Genomic DNA, 17243 nt, shown 5'->3' on the forward strand with positions numbered 1-17243 from the left:
CTCTCCGGCGCCCTCACCCGCTCTTGCGGCCGACGCCCGCGTACACCCAGTACTCCGTCGGGTTCTCCGGGACGTCCTCACCGTCGTCCGGGCGCCACAACGGGACGTGGACCAGGCCGGGTTCCGTCAGGTCGAACCCGGCGAACAGCGCCTGGATCTCGTCGTGGGTGCGGGCCGTGACGGGTGAGGTGGCCCGGGAACGGTAGAGCTGGGTGACCGCGGCGGCCGTGTCGGGCCGGTCCTGGTTGGTGGCGTGGGACAGCGCCAGCCAGCTCCCCTCGGGCAGGGCGTCCCGGAAGGCGGCGACGATGCCGGCCGGGTCCTCCTCGGGCGTGACGAAGTGCAGGATCGCGACCATGAGCACGGCGACCGGCTGGTCGAGGTCGATCAGTTTGCGCACCTGCGGCGAGGACAGGACGTCGGCCGGCCGCCGGATGTCCGCGTCGACGATGTCGGCGCGCGGGTTGTCGGCGAGCAGGGTGGTGCTGTGGGCGACGGCCACCGGGTCCTTGTCGACGTAGACCACCCGGGCCTGCGGGTGCGCCGACTGGGCCACCTCGTGGACGTTGCCCTGGGTCGGGATGCCCGAGCCCAGGTCGATGAACTGGCGCACCCCGGCGTCCGCCAGGAACCGCACGGCCCGGCCGAGGAAGGCGCGGTTCGCCCGGGCCAGCGCCCGCACCTGGGGGTCGATGGCCGTGACGGCCGCGACCGCCTCCCGGTCGATGGCGAAGTTGTGCTCCCCACCCAGCAAGGCGTCGTACATCCGGGCTACGCTCGCCTTGTCCGGATCGGTCCCTGGCGGCAGAGCATCCCTGTCGGTCACCAGAACGTCCTTTCCCACCAAGGTACTTGACGCTCCATCATATAGTTGCCCTGTGAGGTCCGGCGATCAGTTGCGCCGGGCGCCCGGACCCCCACCCGGAAAGGCACCACGACCCTGCGGAACGAACCGCACAGCCGCTCCGACGACACCCCCACCGCCATGCCCCAGCCCCGCCGCTCGGTCTTCTCCCCCGCCGCCGACGTCATCGGCTCGGAGCTCGACCTGGGGCTGACCGGCAGCCATGTCGTGCACGCGCTGACACCCGGCTTCTGCGACGCGGCGTCGCTGTACCTGCTGGAGCGGTGGCGGCGCGAGGAGACCACGTACGCCGGCGGGGACCCCGCCCAGATCGAGGCGCGCCGACTGGCCCTGCGGGTGGGCACGGACGCGCCCGAGTCGTGGGAGCGCACCCTGCCGGTCGGCGAGGTGCTCGTCTTCCCCCGCGAAACGCCGTACGCCCGCGCCCTGGTCGACGGGCACGCGCAGTTGCTGGACGCGGTCGACGACCACACCGCCGAGCGGCTCGCCGCCTCCGCCGACGAGGACGCGCGCATCGGCGAACTCCTCAAGACCCGCTCGTTCCTCGTGGTGCCGCTGCGGCTGCGGGGCGGCGCGATCGGCTTCGTGGCCTGCTCCCGCGGCCCGGACCGCGGGCCGTTCCTGACCGCCGAGGTCGCCGCGGTGGAGTCGCTGGCCGCCCGGGCCTCGGTCGCCCTGGACAACGCGCGCCGCTACGAGCACGAGCGGCGCACCGCCCTGGCCATCCGCAACAGCCTGCTGCCGGGCACGATCCAGGAGGGCGTGGGCTGCCGCATCGCGCACGGCTCGCTGCCCGCCGGACAGGGCTCGATCATCGGCGGTGACTGGTTCGACGTGCTCCGACGGCCGGGCGACCGGGTCAGTCTGATCGTCGGCGACGCCATGGGGCACGGCCCGGAGTCCGCCGTGGCGATGATCCAACTGCGCACCGCCGTACGCACCTTGGCGGGCCTCGACATCCCCGCGGCCGATCTCGTACGACGGCTCGACGCGCTCGCCAGCGACACCCCGGGCGCCTCCTTCGCGACCTGCATCTACGCCGAGTGGGACCCCCGGCACCGCACCTGCACCCTGGTGGGCGCCGGACACCCGCCCCCGCTGCTGCGCGGACCGGACGGCCGGACCGCTCCGGTCACGCTGGCCGGCGCGGGCCTGCCGCTCGGTCTCGCCGCGGGCACCTACGAGCCGACCGTGCTGCACATCGAGGACCCGGCCCTGCTCGTGCTCTACAGCGACGGCCTGGTCGAGTCCCGGGACGCCGACATAGACCACGAGATCGCCCGTCTCGCCCAGGCCCTCGACGCGGCGGCCGTCGACCACGATCCGCTCCCCGCCCTGTGCCGACGGCTGCTGCACGCCCCCTCCGATCCGGCCGGCGCGGACGACCGGACCCTGCTGCTCGCCGAACTCACGCCCTCCAAGGACTAGTTCAAGCCGTCAGATTGGCCCAGACGGCGTTGCCGCCGGTGAGTCTCGAACGGTCCACCCCCCAGGTGTCCGCGAGTTCCTCGACCAGGAACAGACCGCGCCCGCCCTCGTCGTCGAGGCCCGCGCGGCAGCGGCGGAGCGTGGGACCCGAACGGTCGTGGTCGTGCACCTCCAGCCGCAGGATGCCGTCGGTGACCAGTCCGATGCCGCACAGGATGCGGGCGCTGAGGGTGTGGCACACGGCGTTGGTGGCCAGTTCGGACAGCAGCAGGACGGCGTCCGAGCACAGCTCGCCCGGCAGGCTCCAGGCCTTGAGCCGGTTTCCCACGGAGCGGCGGGCGACCCCGATGCTGGAGCGGTGCGCGGGAAGTTCTATCCAGTGGGTTCGTTCCTGGTCCACGGCGTCTAACAACTGAGGGGACGAGGTCGTGTGGGGGGACACGGTGTTGGCCTTCCGTGGGGGCGGCGGCGCGGCCGGGCGAGACGCATCGGGGGCTGGGGCTTGCCAACACGCCCGCGGGTAGGGACGGTTGACGTCACTGTGCGCGCGTTCGGCGGCACGGTTCACACAAGTAACTATGCTCGCACCCAAGTTCAACCTGCAACCAGCTCCCTGATAATTTCAGAAAGCCGATATCCAACTGGTCGCGTCAGCAAGTCGCTGTCAGACTCGTGCCGATGACAGCCCCTCAGGAGGTCAGGACGTGAGCGAAGGCCGTACGGGCACGGGTGGTACCAGCGCTCCCACCGTGCTGCGCATGATCCTCGGCCGGCGGCTGCAGGAGCGGCGCCAGGGTGCGGGGGCCTCGCTGGAGGACGCCGCCAAGGCGCTGCGGGTGACGTCCCTGACCATCCGCCGCCTGGAGAAGGCCGAGGTCGCCCTCAAGCCGCTCTACGTGGAGAAGCTGCTGGAGACGTACGGGGCCGACCGGCAGGAGATCGACGAGTTCGTCGTGCTCGCCGAGCGGGCCAACGAGCCCGGCTGGTGGCACACGTACCGGGACGTCCTGCCGAACTGGTTCAGCGCGTACGTCAGCCTGGAGGCCGGCGCCAGGACCCTGCGCACCTACGAACCCCACTACGTCACGGGGCTGCTGCAGACCCACGCCTACGCGCGCGGCGTCCTGCGCGGCGGTTTCCCGCACGAGGCCGACGAGGACCTCTCCCGGCGGGTGGACCTGCGGCTGCGCCGCCAGAGCCTGCTGGACAGACCCGAGGCGCCCACGCTGTGGGTGGTGATGGAGGAGGCCGTACTGCACCGGGTGGTCGGCGGCCCCGAGGTCATGCGGGAGCAGATCGAACGCCTCCTGGAGGTCTCGGAGCTGGAGCACGTCAGCGTCGACGTCGTGCCGTTCACGGCCGGCGCCCACGTGGGCGCGTGCGCGCCGTTCACCTACTTCCGCTTCGAGGAGCCGGAACTGCCGGACGTCGTCTACACCGAGGTCCTCTCCGGCGCGATGTACCTGGACCAGCGCTCCGACGTGGCGGCGCACCTGGAGGCGCACAACCGCATGTCCCTGCTGACCTCGGACGCGGACAGCAAGACACTCCTGAACCGCATGCGCAAGGAGTACTCATGACCACCGACTGTCACGTCTACAACGGGATGCCGGCCACCGAACTCGGCGAGCAGGGCTGGGAGTCCCCGTGGAGCGGGCCCAACGGCGGCCAGTGCGTGCAGACCAAGCTCCTGGCCGACGGCCGGGTGGCGCTGCGGCAGTCGACCGATCCGGCCGGACCCGCGCTGATCTACACCCCGCAGGAGATCGCCGCGTTCGTCGCGGGCGTCAAGCGGGGCCTCGCCGACCACCTCACGGCCGGCTGAACCACGACCCGAGCCGGACCTGCCCCGGCAGCGACCTGCCCGACACCCCCACGCACACCACCTGAAAGGGACAGGATGACCAACTCCCACGCCGCGCGGGAGATCGACACCAGCCGGCCCCACTCCGCCCGCATGTACGACTACTACCTCGGCGGCAAGGACCACTTCGACGTCGACAAGCAGGCGGCCGAGACCGTCGCGGCCACCTACCCGGGCATCTTCACGTGCGCCCGTGAGATCCGCTCCTTCATGCACCGGGCCACCCGGGTCCTGGCGCGGGAGTACGGCATCCGCCAGTGGCTGGACATCGGCACCGGCATCCCCACCGAGCCGAACCTGCACCAGGTCGCGCAGTCCGTGGCACCCGAGGCCCGGGTGGTCTACGCCGACAACGACCCGCTGGTCCTCAAGTACGCCGAGCGCCTGATGCGCAACACGCCCGAAGGCCGCACAGCGTACGTCCAGGGCGACTTCACCGACCCCCAGGCGATCCTCAGCTCGCCCGAGCTGGCCAGGACCCTCGACCTTAACCGGCCCGTCGCCCTGTCCCTCAACGCCATCCTGCACTTCGTGCCGGACGACTGGGACCCGTACGGCATCGTCTCCCGCCTCCTGGAGGCCCTGCCGTCGGGCAGCGCGCTGGCCGTGAGCCACTGCACCGGCGACTTCGCCCCGGAGCTGTGGGAGAAGCTCGTCGGCATCTACGCCGCCGCCGGCACCCGTGCCCAGGTCCGCAGCCAGGCGGAGGTGGCCCGCTTCTTCGAGGGTCTCGAACTGCTCGACCCGGGCATCTCCCTGACCCACCGCTGGCGCCCCGACGACCCGCAGGGCCCGGGCCCGGAGCTCACCGACGCGGAGGTCAGCGCGTGGGCCGGGGTGGGCATCAAGCGGTGACGCGGCGTCGGCCGTGCGGGAGCCCGCGCGCACCCGCACGGCCGGCCGGCCCCGGCGGTCGGCGGCCGTCAGCGCAGCAGCAGGGCGCTCCAGCCGCTGGCCGCCTGGGGACGCGGACGGTCGGTCTGACCCCGGGGCGGGTCCCGGCCGTGCCGTGGCAGGATCGACTGCCATGAGCATCGAAGCGGGAGACCGGCCCGTCGCCCTGGTCACCGGGTCCACGTCGGGGATCGGCGAGGCGGTCGCACGGCGGCTCGCGGCGGACGGGACCCGGGTCGTGGTGCACTCGCGGCGCAGCGCGGAGGCCGGACGAGCGCTGGCGGAGGAGCTCGACGGGGCGTACCTCCAGGCGGATCTCGGCGTCGAGGAGGAGGCCCGCGGGCTGGTCGGGCGGGCGCTGGACCGCTTCGGGCGGCTGGACGTGCTGGTGAACAACGCGGGCATCAGTTGGCCGATCCCGCACGCGGACCTCGCGGCGGCCACCGCCGAGGACTGGCGACGGCTGCTGGAGGTCAACCTCATCGCGCCCTGGCTGCTGTGCACCGCGGCCCTGCCGGCACTACGGCAGTCACCGGGAGGGGGCAGCATCGTCAACATCACCAGCCACGCCGGCGTACGGCCCAAGGGGTCCTCGGTGCCCTACGCGGCGAGCAAGGCGGCGCTGAACCACGTGACCCGGCTGCTCGCGGCCGCGCTCGGGCCCGACGTACGGGTGAACGCGGTGGCACCGGGCCTCGTGGACACGCCGATGACGAAGGACTGGGCACAGGCGCACGAACTGTGGCGGGAGCGCGCTCCGATGCACCGCCCGGCCCGGCCCGCCGACGTGGCCGACCTGGTGGCGTCGGTGATCGGCAGCGGCTATCTGACGGGCGAGGTCATCGTGCTCGACGGCGGCCTGAACCTGACCTGAGGCCCGGCTACTTCCGGTCGGTGCCGCTCTCGGGCGCGGCCTGGACCAGGCCCGTCCGGTAGGCGATGACGACGAGTTGGGCCCGGTCGCGGGCGTCGAGTTTCGTCATGGCGCGCTGCACGTGGGCGCGCACGGTGAAGGGGCTGAGGAACATCCGCTCGGCGATCTCCTGGTTGGACAGGCCGGTGGCGACCAGGCTCACCATCTCGCGTTCGCGCGGGGTGAGCACGGCGAGCCGTTCGGGGTGGTGCGAGGGGACGTCCTCGGGTGTGGCGAGGAAGCGGGCGACCAGGGACCGGGTCGCGGCCGGTGACAGCAGGGTGTCGCCGTCGGCGATCGTCCGTACGGCGGTCAGCAGGTCCTCGGCCCCGATGCCCTTGCCGATGAAGCCGCCGGCCCCGGCGCGCAACGCCTGGGCGACGTACTCGTCGGTCTCGTAGGTGGTGAGGATCAGGATGCGGCTGGCCCGCAGTTCGGGGTCCGCGCAGATCTGTGCCGTGGCGGTGAGACCGTCCACCTCGGGCATGCGGATGTCCATGACGACCACGTCCGGGCGCAGCTCCCGGGTGAGCCGTACCGCCTCCCGGCCGTCGGCGGCCTCGCCGACCACGGTGATGTCGTCGGCGGAGTCCAGGAGCATCCGGAAGGCACCGCGCAGCAGCGCCTGGTCGTCGGCGAGCAGCACCCTGAGCGTCACGGCGTCTCCTCCGTCGTCCTTGCGTCGCCGGCGACCGCGTCGGCCGCGTCCCTGGTGTCCGTCGCGGGCGGGGTGTCCTTGGCGGGCGGGAGCGGCAGCCGGGCGGAGACGAGGAAGCCGCCTTCCGGGCGCCGGCCCGTGGAGAGGTGTCCCCCGACCGCGGTGGCGCGTTCCCGCATCCCGATCAGGCCGTATCCGGGCGACCGGTCGGCCCCTGGGGACCCACCCGTGGAGGCCGTCTCCGTCGTACGCGCACCCCCTCCGTCGTCGGCGACGGTGATCGTCACCCCGTCGCGGCTCCAGGCGAGACCGACCCGGGCGGTGCCGGTTCCGGCGTGCTTGGTCACGTTGGTCAGGGCCTCCTGGACGATGCGGTAGGCGGTGAGGTCCGCACCCGGCGGCAGCGGCCTGGCCGTGCCCTCGTCATGGACCGACACCTCGAGCCCCGCGCGGCGGAAGGACTCCAGGAGCGTGGGCAGCCGGGACAGCCCGGGCGCCGGTTCGGCGGGCGCGGCCGTGTCCCCGGACTGCCGGAGCAGCCCGACCGTGGCCCGCAGGTCGTCGAGCGCGTCGCTGGTGGTCGCGACGAGTTCGTGGAGGCTCTTGCGGGTCTGTTCCGGGCGGGTGTCGAAGAGGTGGGCGGCGACCGTGGCCTGGGCGTTGGCCAGGGTGATCTGGTGGGCCACCAGGTCGTGCAGTTCCCGGGCGATGCGCACCCGTTCCTCCGCCACCCTGCGACGCGCCTCGCTGTCCCGGCTCTGCTCCGCCCGCAGGGCCCGTTCCTCCATGGCCGCCAGGTAGGCCCGCCGGTTCTGCACCGAGCGCCCCAGTACGCCCGCCACCAGCGGGAAGGCCGCCACCGCCCCCACCCTGCTGGCGTCCCGCCACGACAGGGCCCCGAACAAGGGGGTCGAGGCGACCAGCAGTGCCGCGGAGATGAGCGCGACCGCGCTCGCCGCGCGCCGTTCGGTGCGCGCGGTGAGCGAGTACGAGTAGGCGGTGATCACGGCGGGTGCCGCGATGAGGGGGCTCAGCAGCAGGCCGAGGAACGGCCCCAGCACGGCGCTCGCGGTCGTGACCGCCATGGCCGCCAGGGGTGCCCGGTGCCGTACCGGAAGCACGGCACAGGACACCACGGCGACCAGGTAGGCGGCGGCGGAGGGCGCTGACAGCGTGCTGCCGTCGTCCTGCACGACTCCCCCGAGCAGACAGATCGCGAACGCCGTCGCCGTGACCGCTGCCTCCCGCCACCACCTGCCGCGTGGTCGCGGGCCACCGCCCGCCGTGTGTGTCATGGCCTGTTCAGTCCCGGCCGACGGGGAGTCGCCGTACCGCCGCGTCGGACCCGGTCCCGGAGGCCGCGGGGGCCGGGACGCGCCCGCTCAGTGCCTCACCCTCGATGTCCACGTTCGGCAGCACGCGGTTCAGGATACGGGGCAGCCACCAGGCCCGGCGGCCGAGCAGGGCGAGGACCGCGGGGGCGAAGGCCATCCGGACCACGAAGGCGTCGAAGGCGACGGCGGCGGCCAGGCCGACACCCATCGTCTGGATGGTCGGGTTGTTCATCCCGATGAACCCGGCGAACACGCTCACCATGATGATCGCCGCCGCGGCCACCACCCGTCCGCTGTGCCGGAACCCGTGGACGAGCGCCTCGCCGGGGGACGCGCCGTGGACGTACGCCTCCCGCACGCGGGTGAAGAGGAAGACCTCGTAGTCCATGGCGAGGCCGAACACGATGCCGATGATGAGGATCGGCATCAGGGACATGACCGGCCCGGTCTGTTCGATGCCGATCAGGTCGGCCGCCCAGCCCCACTGGAAGACGGCGACGAGGACGCCGAAGGCCGCGCCCACCGACAGCAGGAAGCCGAGGGCCGCCTTGACCGGGACCAGCACCGAACGGAAGACCACCATCAGCAGGAGCACCGCGAGACCGATGACCACGCTCAGATAGGGGACGAGGGCGTCGGACATGGCCTCGGAGATGTCGATGTTCAGCGCGGTGGTGCCGGTCACCAGGATCGCGGCGCCGGTGTCGGCCTCGACGCCCGGGACCACGTCCCGGATCGCGTGCACCAGGTCCTTGGTCTCGCCGCTGTTCGGCGCGGTCCGCGGGACGGCGGTGAGCACGGCCGTGTCCTCGGCCCGGTTGAGCACCGGATCGCCGACGGACGCCACCCCGTCCACCGCCCGTACGGTCCGGGCGACCCGGTCGGTGGTGGACCGGGTGTCCTTGGCCTTCGACATGTCGACGACCAGGGTCAGCGGGCCGTTGAAGCCGGGGCCGAACCCTTCCGACAGCAGGTCGTAGGCGCGGCGCTGGGTGGTCTGCACCGACTTGGACTCGTCACCGGGCAGCCCGAGTTCGAGGCTCAGCGCCGGCAGGGCCACCGCGCCGAGCCCGAGTCCGGCGACCATCAGCACGGCCACCGGCCGACGCAGCACGAACCGCGCCCACCGGGTGCCGAGCCCGGCCCGGGCGGTCCTGCCGGGCACCGGGGGCGTGCCGCCCCGCCGCTCGGCCCTACGGACAGCGCGGGAGAGGACCCGTCGGCCGAAGAAGCCGAACAGCGCGGGGACCAGGGTCAGGGCGACGAGTACGGCGAGGGCCACGGCACCGGCGCCGCCCAGGCCCATCTTGGTCAGCTCGGGGATACCGACGACACCCAGGCCGACCAGGGCGATGACGACGGTCGCGCCGGCGAAGACCACCGCCGATCCGGCGGTGCCCACCGCCCGGCCGGCGGCCTCCTCCGGTTCGCTGCCCCGGGCCCGCTCGTCCCGGAAGCGGGAGGTGATGAACAGCGCGTAGTCGATGCCGACCGCCAGCCCCAGCATCAGCGTCAGGATGGCGACCGTGGACGTCAGGCCCAGCGGCACGGTCAGCGCGGAGACCAGGCCGAAGGCGATGGCCACGCCCACGAAGGCGGTCAGCAGCGACAGTCCGGCGGCGACCAGGGAGCCGAGGGCGACGACCAGCACCACGGCCGCCACCGACACGCCGATGAGCTCCGTCGTCCCGCCCAGTGACTCCTCCGCGTCCAGGGCCGAGCCGCCGATCTCCACGGTCAGCCCCGCGTCCCGGGCCCGGCCCGCGGCGTCCTCGAGGGCGCTCTTCGTCGACGCGGTCAGATCGACGGCGTCCGCGGTGTAGGTGATCGTGGAGTAGGCGATGGTGCCGTCCTCGCTGACGGCACCGGTCGTGTAGGGGTCGGTGGCCGACTCGACCTGCCGGCCCCCGTCCAGCGAGTGCAGGGCGTCCTTCACGGCAGCCCTGTTCTCCGCGGCCGTCACCCGCTGTCCGGCCGGTGCCTGGAACACCAGACGGGCCTCGGCGCCCTGGGAGTTGCTCTGCGGGAAGCGCTCGTCCAGCAGGTCGAACGCCTTCTGCGACTCGGTGCCGGGCATGGCGAGGTCCTCGTCCTCGCCGGCCGGCGCCAGGGCGGCCGCGGCGACGGCGAGCAGCAGGGCGCCGAGCCACAGACCGCCCACGAGGCGGCGCCGCCGGAAGGCCCACCGTCCGATCCGGTAGAGAGAAGTAGCCACCTGTCGATCACTCCAGACGCCGCTAGGCAGGGGGAAGGCGCGGGATTGCGCACGCCTCCAACCCTTCCTTTCGCCGCCCCGCCGGACATCGTCCCGCGTCGCCGACCTGCCCTGGTGCACCGGGACCAGCCGCACTCGGGTCCTGGTGCGTACGCACTACGCGCCGCCGTGAACCCGTGGAACGCGCTGGGGCCGCCGTCGACCGGCGGTGTGCCGCTCCCCGTCAGCGGCTGCTCGCCGTGGCCACTGTCGCCGGCAGTACGGCGAGGGCGAGGATGCCGCCCGTCAGGGCGAGGACGGGGTATCCGGCGGCGGACACGACCAGTCCGGAGGACAGGCCGCCCGTGGCGCCCGCGACGGCGATCGAGACGTCGACCATGCCCTGGGTCCTGGCCCGGGTGGCGAGGGGCACCGCGTCGGTGATCATCGCGGTGCCGGAGACCAGGCCGAGATTCCAGCCGAGGCCCAGCAGCGCGAGCGCCAGGGCGAGCAGCGCCACGGAGTCCTCGGGCGCCGCGGCGGCGGTGATTCCGGCGGCCAGGAGGACGAGGCCGGAGGCGGCGGCGACGGCGGTACGGCCGTGCCGGTCGACGAGCCGGCCGGTCAGCGGCGAGGGCAGGTACATGGCACCCACGTGGACGGCGATGACGAGCCCGGACGCGGCGGTGCCGTGCCCGTGGTCGTGCATGTGCACGGGTGTCATCGTCATGATCGCGACCATGACGAGCTGGCTGAGGATCATGGTCAGCGCGCCCGGTATCAGCCCTCGCGGATTGCTCGCGGCGGCCGGGGGTGTCTCCGCCCGCTCCTGGCGGTCGAGGGTGCGGGCCAGCAGCAGCGGGTCGGGACGCAGCCACACGGCGAGGACGAGGGCGGCCAGCGCGTAGGCCGTGCCGGAGAGCAGGAACGGTCCGGCCAGGGCCGGGACGCCGAGGCCCTCGGCGAGGTCGCCGGTGGGTGCGGCGAGGTTGGGGCCGACGACACCGCCGAGGGTGGTGGCGACCAGCACGGTGGACACGGCACGGGCACGGTGGGCGGGGGCGGCGAGGTCGGCTCCGGCGTACCGGGCCTGGAGGTTGGTGGCCGTACCGGCGCCGTAGACGAACAGGGCGACGAACAGCAGCACGGCGTTGTCCGCGACGGCGGCGGCGATGACGCCCGCGCTGCCGACGGCGCCGGCCAGGTATCCGCCGGCAAGCCCTGGCCGGCGGCCCCGGGCCTGCGAGAGGCGGCCGATGGTGACGGCGGCGAGCGCAGAGCCGGCGGTGAACAGCGCGCTGGGCAGGCCCGCGAGGTCGGTGGAGCCGAGCATGTCCTTGGCGAGCAGGGCCCCGACGGTGATGCCCGCCGCGAGCCCGGCCCCGCTGAGGATCTGGCTGCCGACCAGGACGGTGAGGACGCGGCGCTGGGCCTCGGACCGCGGGGGCGTGCCGGTGGGGTCCGGGGCGGTGCTTGTCACGGGCGGGTCTCTCCCTGGCTCATGGGCGGGCTCTCTCCCTGGGTCATGGGGTGGGTCTCTCCCTCGGTCACGGGACGTCGACGACGAGGTAGCCGTCGACACGGCGCAGGTACGCGCTGTCGGGGGCGGGCGGAAGGGCGTGGCCGAGGTCGCCGGAGCGGACCTCGCCGATCCACTGGTCGTGCTGGTACTCGTGGTTGATGAGCACGGTCAGCAAGTGGGTGGCCACGAGGGTGAGTTGGGCGGGGGCGCCGACCCGGCCGGCGGCGATGTCGCCCATCCTGGCGTGCACGCGTTCGGCGACGGTCCCGCGGAACTCGGTGAGGCGGGCGACGGTGGGCAGTGTGCCGCGGAACTTCTCCGGGTTGGCCGAGTCCATCAGCGCGTCCAGTTCCGGGTCCGGGCTGGGCTCGGCCGCGGTGAGGTTGCGGACCATGAAGTGGGCGACATGGGCCTGGTGGCCGAGGTGCCAGCCGATGGCGCTGGAGTTCTCGTGCGGCCGCCAGGTCACCTCGTCCGGGGTGAGGTCCCGCCACAGGTCGTCGGTGTAGGCGCGGGCCCGGTCGTACTCGCGCAGCAACGCGTCTATTCGAAGCATGAGTCGGCCTCCTTCGTGGTGGCGGTCAGGACGGCGTGGGCCGCGCGTTCGGCGGCGGCGAGGGCGCCTTCCACGTGTCCGGCGTACTGGGCGGCCGTCTCGGTCGAGGCCCAGTGCAGTCTGCCGTCCAGTGCGGGGCGCTGGTAGCGGGCGTGCCCGAACAGCGAGTGGTCGGCCGGGCGGTGGACGCCGGGCGGGGAGGTCCAGCGCTCACCGCTCCAGTCCTGCACCTGGAGCGCCTCGGGATCGGCCGCGGCCGGGCCGAAGAGCCGGGCCAGTTGGCCGGTCACCGCCTGCTCGAATCCGGGGCCGACGGCCTGGGCCGGGGCGAAGCCGAAGAGTGCGGCGGGCCGTCCGTCGGGCCCGGACATGTCGTGCACCTCCTGCAAGGGGCCGGTCCTGCTGACCGCTGCCCCGGCAAGTCCCTCGCCGCGCCAGAAGGCGGCCGGGTAGCGGGCGACGACCTTGGCGACCGCGCCCATCCACACGGGGGTCGACCGTGCCAGTCGGACCAGTTCGGCGGACAGGTGCGAGCCGAAGTCGACACGGGCGACGGCGAGCGCGGGAGGCACGGCGATGACGACGTGCTCGGCATGCAGCACCGAGTCCGGCGTACGGACCTCGAGCCCGCCGGTGGCCAGGGGGCGGACCGCGGTGACGGGACTGTCGGGTCGTACGGCGGCCGCGGGCAGTTCGGCCGCGAGGGCACCGGCGAGGCTGCCGGCGCCGAGCGCGAAGCGGTGGGCGGGGCCGTCGATCAGGTTGCCGGGCAGCCGTCGTACGCCGCCGGCGTCCTGGACGAGCGTGTCGCCCGCGAGGTGCTGCGCGAAGGTGTCGACGCCGAGCCGGGCGGCGAGGTCCGCGACCCGCCTCTCCCCGTCCCAGAACCAGGTGGCCCCGAGATCGAGCGCCCCGGGCGGGGCGGGCGTGCTGAGCAGACGTCCGCCGACGCGGTTCCGGGCCTCCAGGCACACGGTGTCGCGCCCGGCGGCGATCAGGGCCGAGGTGGTGGCCAGACCGGCGATTCCGGCACCGACCACGACGATGTCGTGGTCGTCGTGCTGGGGCATGCGCGGCTCTCCTTCTGTCGTGTGCGGGTGGTCAGTCGCCGGTGGTGAGAACCATCCGGAAACGGGCCTCGCCCTTCTGCTGGGTGTCGAGCGCCTGCTGTGCCCGCTCCAGCGGGACGGTCCGCACCCAGGGCCTGACGCCGGTGGCGACGGCGAATCGCATGGCCTGTTCGGTGTCGGCCGGGCTGCCGGTCAGGTGACCGGTGACACTGCGGGCGCCCATGACCAGTCGGGCCAGGGGCAGTTGGAGGGGGGTCCCGTCGAAGCCGACGACGGTGAGCCGTCCGTGCGGGGCGAGCCCGTCCACCAGTTCCGCCAGCGGCCCGGTGCCGGAGGCCGTGGACAGGATCAGCCGCGCCCCGCCGGACTTGCGCAGCAGCGCCCCGGGGTCGTGCTGTTCGGCGTCGATGTAGTGGTGCGCGCCCAGTTCTGCCGCGAGGGGCCCCTTCTGCGCCCCCCGGCCGACGGCCACCGTCTCGAAGCCCATCGCGGCGGCGAATTGCACCGCCAGATGACCGAGACCGCCGATGCCGAGGACGGCGACCAGGTCGCCCGGCCCGGCGCCGGAGTGCCGCAGGGCGTTGAAGGTGGTGACGGCGGCGCAGCCGAAGGGTGCCGCCTCCGCGGCGGACAGGCCCTCGGGGATGCGGGCGAGAGCGGTGGCGGGGACCGTGACGGTGCTCGACCATCCGCCCGGGTACGACAGGCCGGGCACCCTCCGTTCCGGACAGTGCACGACGTCGCCGACCCGGCAGGCCGGGCAGTGCCCGCAGCCGCCGCCGAACCAGCCGACGACGACCCGCTCCCCCACTTCCCAGCCCCGCACCCGAGGGCCCACCTCGGCGATCACACCGGCGACCTCGTGGCCCGGCGTGATCGGGAAACCGGCCGCCGGGGCCGGATCGCGGACGGTGCCGATGTCGGCGCCGCAGATGCCGGCGGCCGCCACGTCGACCCGTACCTCGCCGGCCTCGGGTGACCGTTCCCGCACCGGGACGACCCGCACGGCCGCCCCGGGCTCGGCCACCTGCGCGGCCCGGTGGACTCGGTCGGCATCCTGGGACACGGAAATCTCACCTCGGGGGAAAAGTAAGGGGACGGGGAATTCGCGAATCTCGCGCGTGTGCTCCGCCGGTACCGTAAAGCGCCGGTGAGAATCCCGGTAGAGGATCACAAGGAATGGGGGTATAACTGAACGTTATGGCTATGACGGGATCAGCATGAACATCGAAGGGCTGCGGTACGCCCGGGCCGTCTCCACGACGAAGTCGTTCAGCGCGGCCGCGCGGGCCTACGGGGTCACCCAGCCCGCCCTGTCCAACGGCATCGCCCGGCTGGAGCAGGAGCTCGGCGTGGCGCTGTTCGAGCGTTCACCGCGCGGGGTCAAGCCGACCCCGGAGGGCGCGCGGGTCCTGCCCATGATCGACCAGGCCCTCGACGCCCTCGACTCGGTCGTCGCCGAGGCACGGCGGCTGGCCCACCCCGCCCCAGACACCATCCGCATGGGCGTCTCGCCCCTGATCGGCGCCGAGCTCGTCGCCCGGGCCTTCGACGCCGCCCGCGGCCTCGACCGGCCGCGCGACCTGGTCCTGCGCGAGGCGGACCTCACCCACCTGCGCGAGGACCTCCGGGCCGGCCGCCTGGACGTGCTCCTCGTGCCGGCCGTGGAGGCCATGCCGACGTTCCGGCGCCGAGTCATCTCCCGCGAGCCGGTCGTCGTGATCGACCCCGCCGCGTCCCGCACCGACCGCCCGGTCGAGCTGCACGCCGCGGCGGACGCCGCCTACATCCTCGTACCGGACACGTGCGGGCTGACGACCTTCACCACCGAGCTCTTCCGCAGCCACGACCTGCCGCTGCGCGCCTATCCCGGCGAAGCGTCCAACTACCGTGTGCTGGACGAGTGGGCGCGGATGGGTGTGGGCGCCGCGCTGCTGCCCAAGTCGAAGATCACGCACGACCACGGCAACTGCCGTCCCCTCGTCCGGGCCGGGGCCCCCGTCGAGATCGCGTACGAGGCCGTCTGGGACAACGGCACCGCGCTCGCGGCCGACTTGGAGGACTTCGTGGCCGCTCTCGCGAAGCCGGCCGACGAAGCCGTGGGCGATTGACGGAGGTTATGTCCTGCGAGCCCGGGCGGCGTCCCGGGACCCGCTGTCGGGGAATTCCGGGGCGATATAGCATTTCCGGATGTCTGGCGTCGGTCCCAGAAAGGCACAGCACGATGACTAGCGGGGACGCGGCCGTACTCGACGATCCGGTGGGGTCGTCCCTGCGCGGCCACCACACGGACCTGGCCCGTCGGCACGGACGGGCCGCCGCCTATCTGGCCGACGTCGCCACCTTCGCCGCCGTCTCCCCCGCTCCGGACGCGGCGGACTGGGACGACCTGGCGCGGCTGCTGGGCCCGGGCGCCTTCGCCGACCTGTTCAGCGGCGAGGGCACCCCGCCGCCGGACTGGGCGCCGGTCTTCGCCCTCGAAGGGCGCCAGATGATCGGGCCCGGCACCGACCGGGCCGAGCACGCCCACACCGGTGTGGTGGAACTGGGCACACCCGATGTGCCCGAGATGCTCGACCTCGTCGCGCGGACCCGGCCGGGACCGTTCCTGCCGCGCACCCATGAACTCGGCACCTACCTCGGCATCCGCGTCGACGGCAGGCTCGTCGCCATGGCGGGCGAACGGCTGCGGCCGCCCGGCTGGGCCGAGATCAGCGCCGTCTGCACGGCCCCCGAGGCCCGCGGACAGGGCCACGCCGCCCGCCTGCTCAACGCGCTCACCGCACGCGTCCTGGCCCGCGGTGAACGCCCCTTCCTGCACGTGGCCGAGGAGAACACCGCCGCGATCGCGCTCTACGAACGGCTCGGCTTCGAGACCCGCAGGCAGGTGTCCTTCCGCGGCTTCCGCACGCCGTGAGACTCGCGCGGGTGACGATCAGGAGCCCGCACCCGGTCCCGCGCCCCCATGACCGGACCGCACACGCGGACCGGAACACGGTGCTCCCCCGACCGGACCGCACACGCGAACCGGAACACGGTGCTCCCGGCAACCGTCGGACCCCCGCTGCTCGTCCTCCCCACCGACCACATCACGCGGGCCGGTTCACGCCCCGCGCCGAGCAGTCCAGGGGGAAACCACCATGCCGATCCGCGCTGCCAGAAAAACCCGTTCCGGAACGCGCGCCGCCGCCGTCGCCACCACCGCCGTTCTCGCCGCGGCCGCGTTCTGGTCCACCGCCGCTCCCGCCTCCGCGATCAAGGGCGGCGGTCCGACCAGCACGAAGGCCCGGCCGTACGCCATGCTGATCGAGTTCGAGGGCAGCCAGTTCTGCGGCGGCACCCTCATCGCGCCCACCCAGGTGCTCACGGCCGCCCACTGCGTGCAGAACGCCGGCGACGTGACCGCGCTGACGGTCATCGGGGGCCGCACCCGGGTGGACGGCACCGGCGGCACGGAGCGGCAGGTCGCCTCGGCCCGACTGGACTCGCGGTACGGCGGCCCCGGTACCGCCTATGACGCCGCGGTCCTGACCCTGGACGGGCCGATGCCGTACCGGACGATCCCGGTGGCCGGCCCCCGGGACGGCCGACTGGTGGCCGACGGCCGCAAGGCCACCGTGCTCGGCTGGGGACGCACCGGGCCCGGCGTCAACGGGACCGTTCTCAAGCGGACGAAGCTCGTCCTCTCCCCCCTCGCCGCCTGCCGGCCCTACACCGAGCCCGACACCGACCCCGCCGCGATGCTGTGCGGCATGCCCCGCCCCGGCACCACCGACAGCATCTGCCCCGGCGACTCCGGCGGACCGCTGATCAGCGGCGGCAAGGTGGTGGGAATCGTGTCGTCCGGCAACAAGTACTGCGACGAGCAGTACCCGGTGTCGGTGTTCGTCCGCGCCGACTCGGTCGCCGGGGATCTCGGCATCCCTACCGGCTGACGCACACACA

The 17243-nt window shown here is 73.4% G+C and carries 17 protein-coding genes; 8 read left to right on the forward strand and 9 right to left on the reverse strand.

Annotated features, from left to right (window positions below):
- Positions 1-13: 13 nt before the first annotated feature.
- The gene (locus ACZ66S_RS26425; RefSeq protein WP_469904005.1) at positions 14-826 is read right to left on the reverse strand and encodes an SAM-dependent methyltransferase; all 813 of its coding nucleotides are present in this window, start codon (positions 824-826) and stop codon (positions 14-16) included.
- A 159-nt stretch (positions 827-985) separates the two neighbouring features.
- Here ACZ66S_RS26425 and ACZ66S_RS26430 point away from each other — a divergent pair, with 159 nt between their 5' ends.
- A complete protein-coding gene (locus ACZ66S_RS26430) occupies positions 986-2293 on the forward strand; it encodes a PP2C family protein-serine/threonine phosphatase (RefSeq protein WP_469904006.1) in 1308 nt (435 codons plus the stop codon).
- A 1-nt stretch (position 2294) separates the two neighbouring features.
- Here ACZ66S_RS26430 and ACZ66S_RS26435 read toward each other — a convergent pair whose 3' ends face one another.
- Positions 2295-2693, reverse strand: coding sequence for an ATP-binding protein (locus ACZ66S_RS26435; RefSeq protein ID WP_469904007.1), 399 nt, complete (start codon positions 2691-2693; stop codon positions 2295-2297).
- Between the two features lie 304 nt (positions 2694-2997).
- On the opposite strand from ACZ66S_RS26435, the gene ACZ66S_RS26440 reads away from it, so the two are divergent.
- The 4 genes from ACZ66S_RS26440 (at position 2998) to ACZ66S_RS26455 (ending at position 5925) form a co-directional block, all read left to right on the forward strand.
- Positions 2998-3873, forward strand: coding sequence for a helix-turn-helix domain-containing protein (locus tag ACZ66S_RS26440; protein WP_469904008.1), 876 nt, complete (start codon positions 2998-3000; stop codon positions 3871-3873).
- Positions 3870-4118: a DUF397 domain-containing protein gene (locus tag ACZ66S_RS26445; RefSeq protein WP_469904009.1), complete on the forward strand. Its 249-nt coding sequence runs from the start codon at positions 3870-3872 to the stop codon at positions 4116-4118. Before ACZ66S_RS26440 ends, ACZ66S_RS26445 begins: the two co-directional genes overlap by 4 nt.
- Positions 4119-4193: 75 nt before the next feature.
- Positions 4194-5012 (forward strand): SAM-dependent methyltransferase, encoded by an 819-nt coding sequence (locus ACZ66S_RS26450; protein WP_469904010.1) that lies wholly within the window; start codon positions 4194-4196, stop codon positions 5010-5012.
- Positions 5013-5184: 172 nt separating this feature from the next.
- Positions 5185-5925 carry an SDR family NAD(P)-dependent oxidoreductase gene (locus ACZ66S_RS26455; RefSeq protein ID WP_469904011.1) on the forward strand — a complete coding sequence of 247 codons (741 nt, stop codon included), beginning with the start codon at positions 5185-5187 and terminating at the stop codon, positions 5923-5925.
- 7 nt (positions 5926-5932) lie between these two features.
- Here ACZ66S_RS26455 and ACZ66S_RS26460 read toward each other — a convergent pair whose 3' ends face one another.
- From ACZ66S_RS26460 to ACZ66S_RS26490, 7 genes are all read right to left on the reverse strand, one after another.
- Entirely contained in the window at positions 5933-6622 is a 690-nt protein-coding gene (locus ACZ66S_RS26460) for a response regulator transcription factor (protein WP_469904012.1), read from the reverse strand.
- Positions 6619-7917, reverse strand: coding sequence for a sensor histidine kinase (locus ACZ66S_RS26465; protein ID WP_469904013.1), 1299 nt, complete (start codon positions 7915-7917; stop codon positions 6619-6621). The genes ACZ66S_RS26460 and ACZ66S_RS26465 overlap by 4 nt, the downstream gene beginning before the upstream one ends.
- A gap of 7 nt (positions 7918-7924) precedes the next feature.
- Entirely contained in the window at positions 7925-10171 is a 2247-nt protein-coding gene (locus ACZ66S_RS26470; RefSeq protein WP_469904014.1) for an MMPL family transporter, read from the reverse strand.
- Positions 10172-10394: 223 nt separating this feature from the next.
- Positions 10395-11630 (reverse strand): MFS transporter, encoded by a 1236-nt coding sequence (locus ACZ66S_RS26475; RefSeq protein ID WP_469904015.1) that lies wholly within the window; start codon positions 11628-11630, stop codon positions 10395-10397.
- 67 nt (positions 11631-11697) lie between these two features.
- Positions 11698-12228 (reverse strand): DinB family protein, encoded by a 531-nt coding sequence (locus ACZ66S_RS26480; protein WP_469904016.1) that lies wholly within the window; start codon positions 12226-12228, stop codon positions 11698-11700.
- The gene (locus ACZ66S_RS26485) at positions 12216-13298 is read right to left on the reverse strand and encodes a flavin monoamine oxidase family protein (RefSeq protein WP_469904017.1); all 1083 of its coding nucleotides are present in this window, start codon (positions 13296-13298) and stop codon (positions 12216-12218) included. Before ACZ66S_RS26485 ends, ACZ66S_RS26480 begins: the two co-directional genes overlap by 13 nt.
- A gap of 31 nt (positions 13299-13329) precedes the next feature.
- Positions 13330-14364, reverse strand: coding sequence for an alcohol dehydrogenase catalytic domain-containing protein (locus tag ACZ66S_RS26490; RefSeq protein WP_469904018.1), 1035 nt, complete (start codon positions 14362-14364; stop codon positions 13330-13332).
- Between the two features lie 154 nt (positions 14365-14518).
- On the opposite strand from ACZ66S_RS26490, the gene ACZ66S_RS26495 reads away from it, so the two are divergent.
- The 3 genes from ACZ66S_RS26495 to ACZ66S_RS26505 all read left to right on the forward strand — a co-directional run bounded on the left by ACZ66S_RS26495 (position 14519) and on the right by ACZ66S_RS26505 (position 17233).
- On the forward strand, positions 14519-15409 hold the full coding sequence (locus ACZ66S_RS26495) for a LysR family transcriptional regulator (protein ID WP_469904019.1): 891 nt from the start codon (positions 14519-14521) through the stop codon (positions 15407-15409).
- 113 nt (positions 15410-15522) lie between these two features.
- Positions 15523-16215, forward strand: a complete 693-nt coding sequence (locus ACZ66S_RS26500; RefSeq protein ID WP_469904020.1) for a GNAT family N-acetyltransferase — start codon at positions 15523-15525, stop codon at positions 16213-16215.
- 223 nt (positions 16216-16438) lie between these two features.
- Complete coding sequence (locus ACZ66S_RS26505) at positions 16439-17233, forward strand: S1 family peptidase (protein ID WP_469904021.1); 795 nt, start codon at positions 16439-16441, stop codon at positions 17231-17233.
- The last annotated feature ends 10 nt before the right edge of the window (positions 17234-17243 follow it).

It is taken from the genome of Streptomyces sp. NPDC107471 (genome assembly GCF_055582845.1).

Bases quoted from the DNA above. Each gene is read 5' to 3' on its own strand.
- ACZ66S_RS26445 (WP_469904009.1), top strand. From the start codon at position 3,870: ATGACCACCGACTGTCACGTCTACAACGGGATGCCGGCCACCGAACTC.
- ACZ66S_RS26495 (WP_469904019.1), top strand. From the start codon at position 14,519: ATGAACATCGAAGGGCTGCGGTACGCCCGGGCCGTCTCCACGACGAAG.
- ACZ66S_RS26430 (WP_469904006.1), top strand. From the start codon at position 986: ATGCCCCAGCCCCGCCGCTCGGTCTTCTCCCCCGCCGCCGACGTCATC.
- ACZ66S_RS26455 (WP_469904011.1), top strand. From the start codon at position 5,185: ATGAGCATCGAAGCGGGAGACCGGCCCGTCGCCCTGGTCACCGGGTCC.
- ACZ66S_RS26485 (WP_469904017.1), bottom strand. From the start codon at position 13,298: ATGCCCCAGCACGACGACCACGACATCGTCGTGGTCGGTGCCGGAATC.
- ACZ66S_RS26465 (WP_469904013.1), bottom strand. From the start codon at position 7,917: ATGACACACACGGCGGGCGGTGGCCCGCGACCACGCGGCAGGTGGTGG.
- ACZ66S_RS26505 (WP_469904021.1), top strand. From the start codon at position 16,439: ATGCCGATCCGCGCTGCCAGAAAAACCCGTTCCGGAACGCGCGCCGCC.
- ACZ66S_RS26480 (WP_469904016.1), bottom strand. From the start codon at position 12,228: ATGCTTCGAATAGACGCGTTGCTGCGCGAGTACGACCGGGCCCGCGCC.
- ACZ66S_RS26450 (WP_469904010.1), top strand. From the start codon at position 4,194: ATGACCAACTCCCACGCCGCGCGGGAGATCGACACCAGCCGGCCCCAC.
- ACZ66S_RS26500 (WP_469904020.1), top strand. From the start codon at position 15,523: ATGACTAGCGGGGACGCGGCCGTACTCGACGATCCGGTGGGGTCGTCC.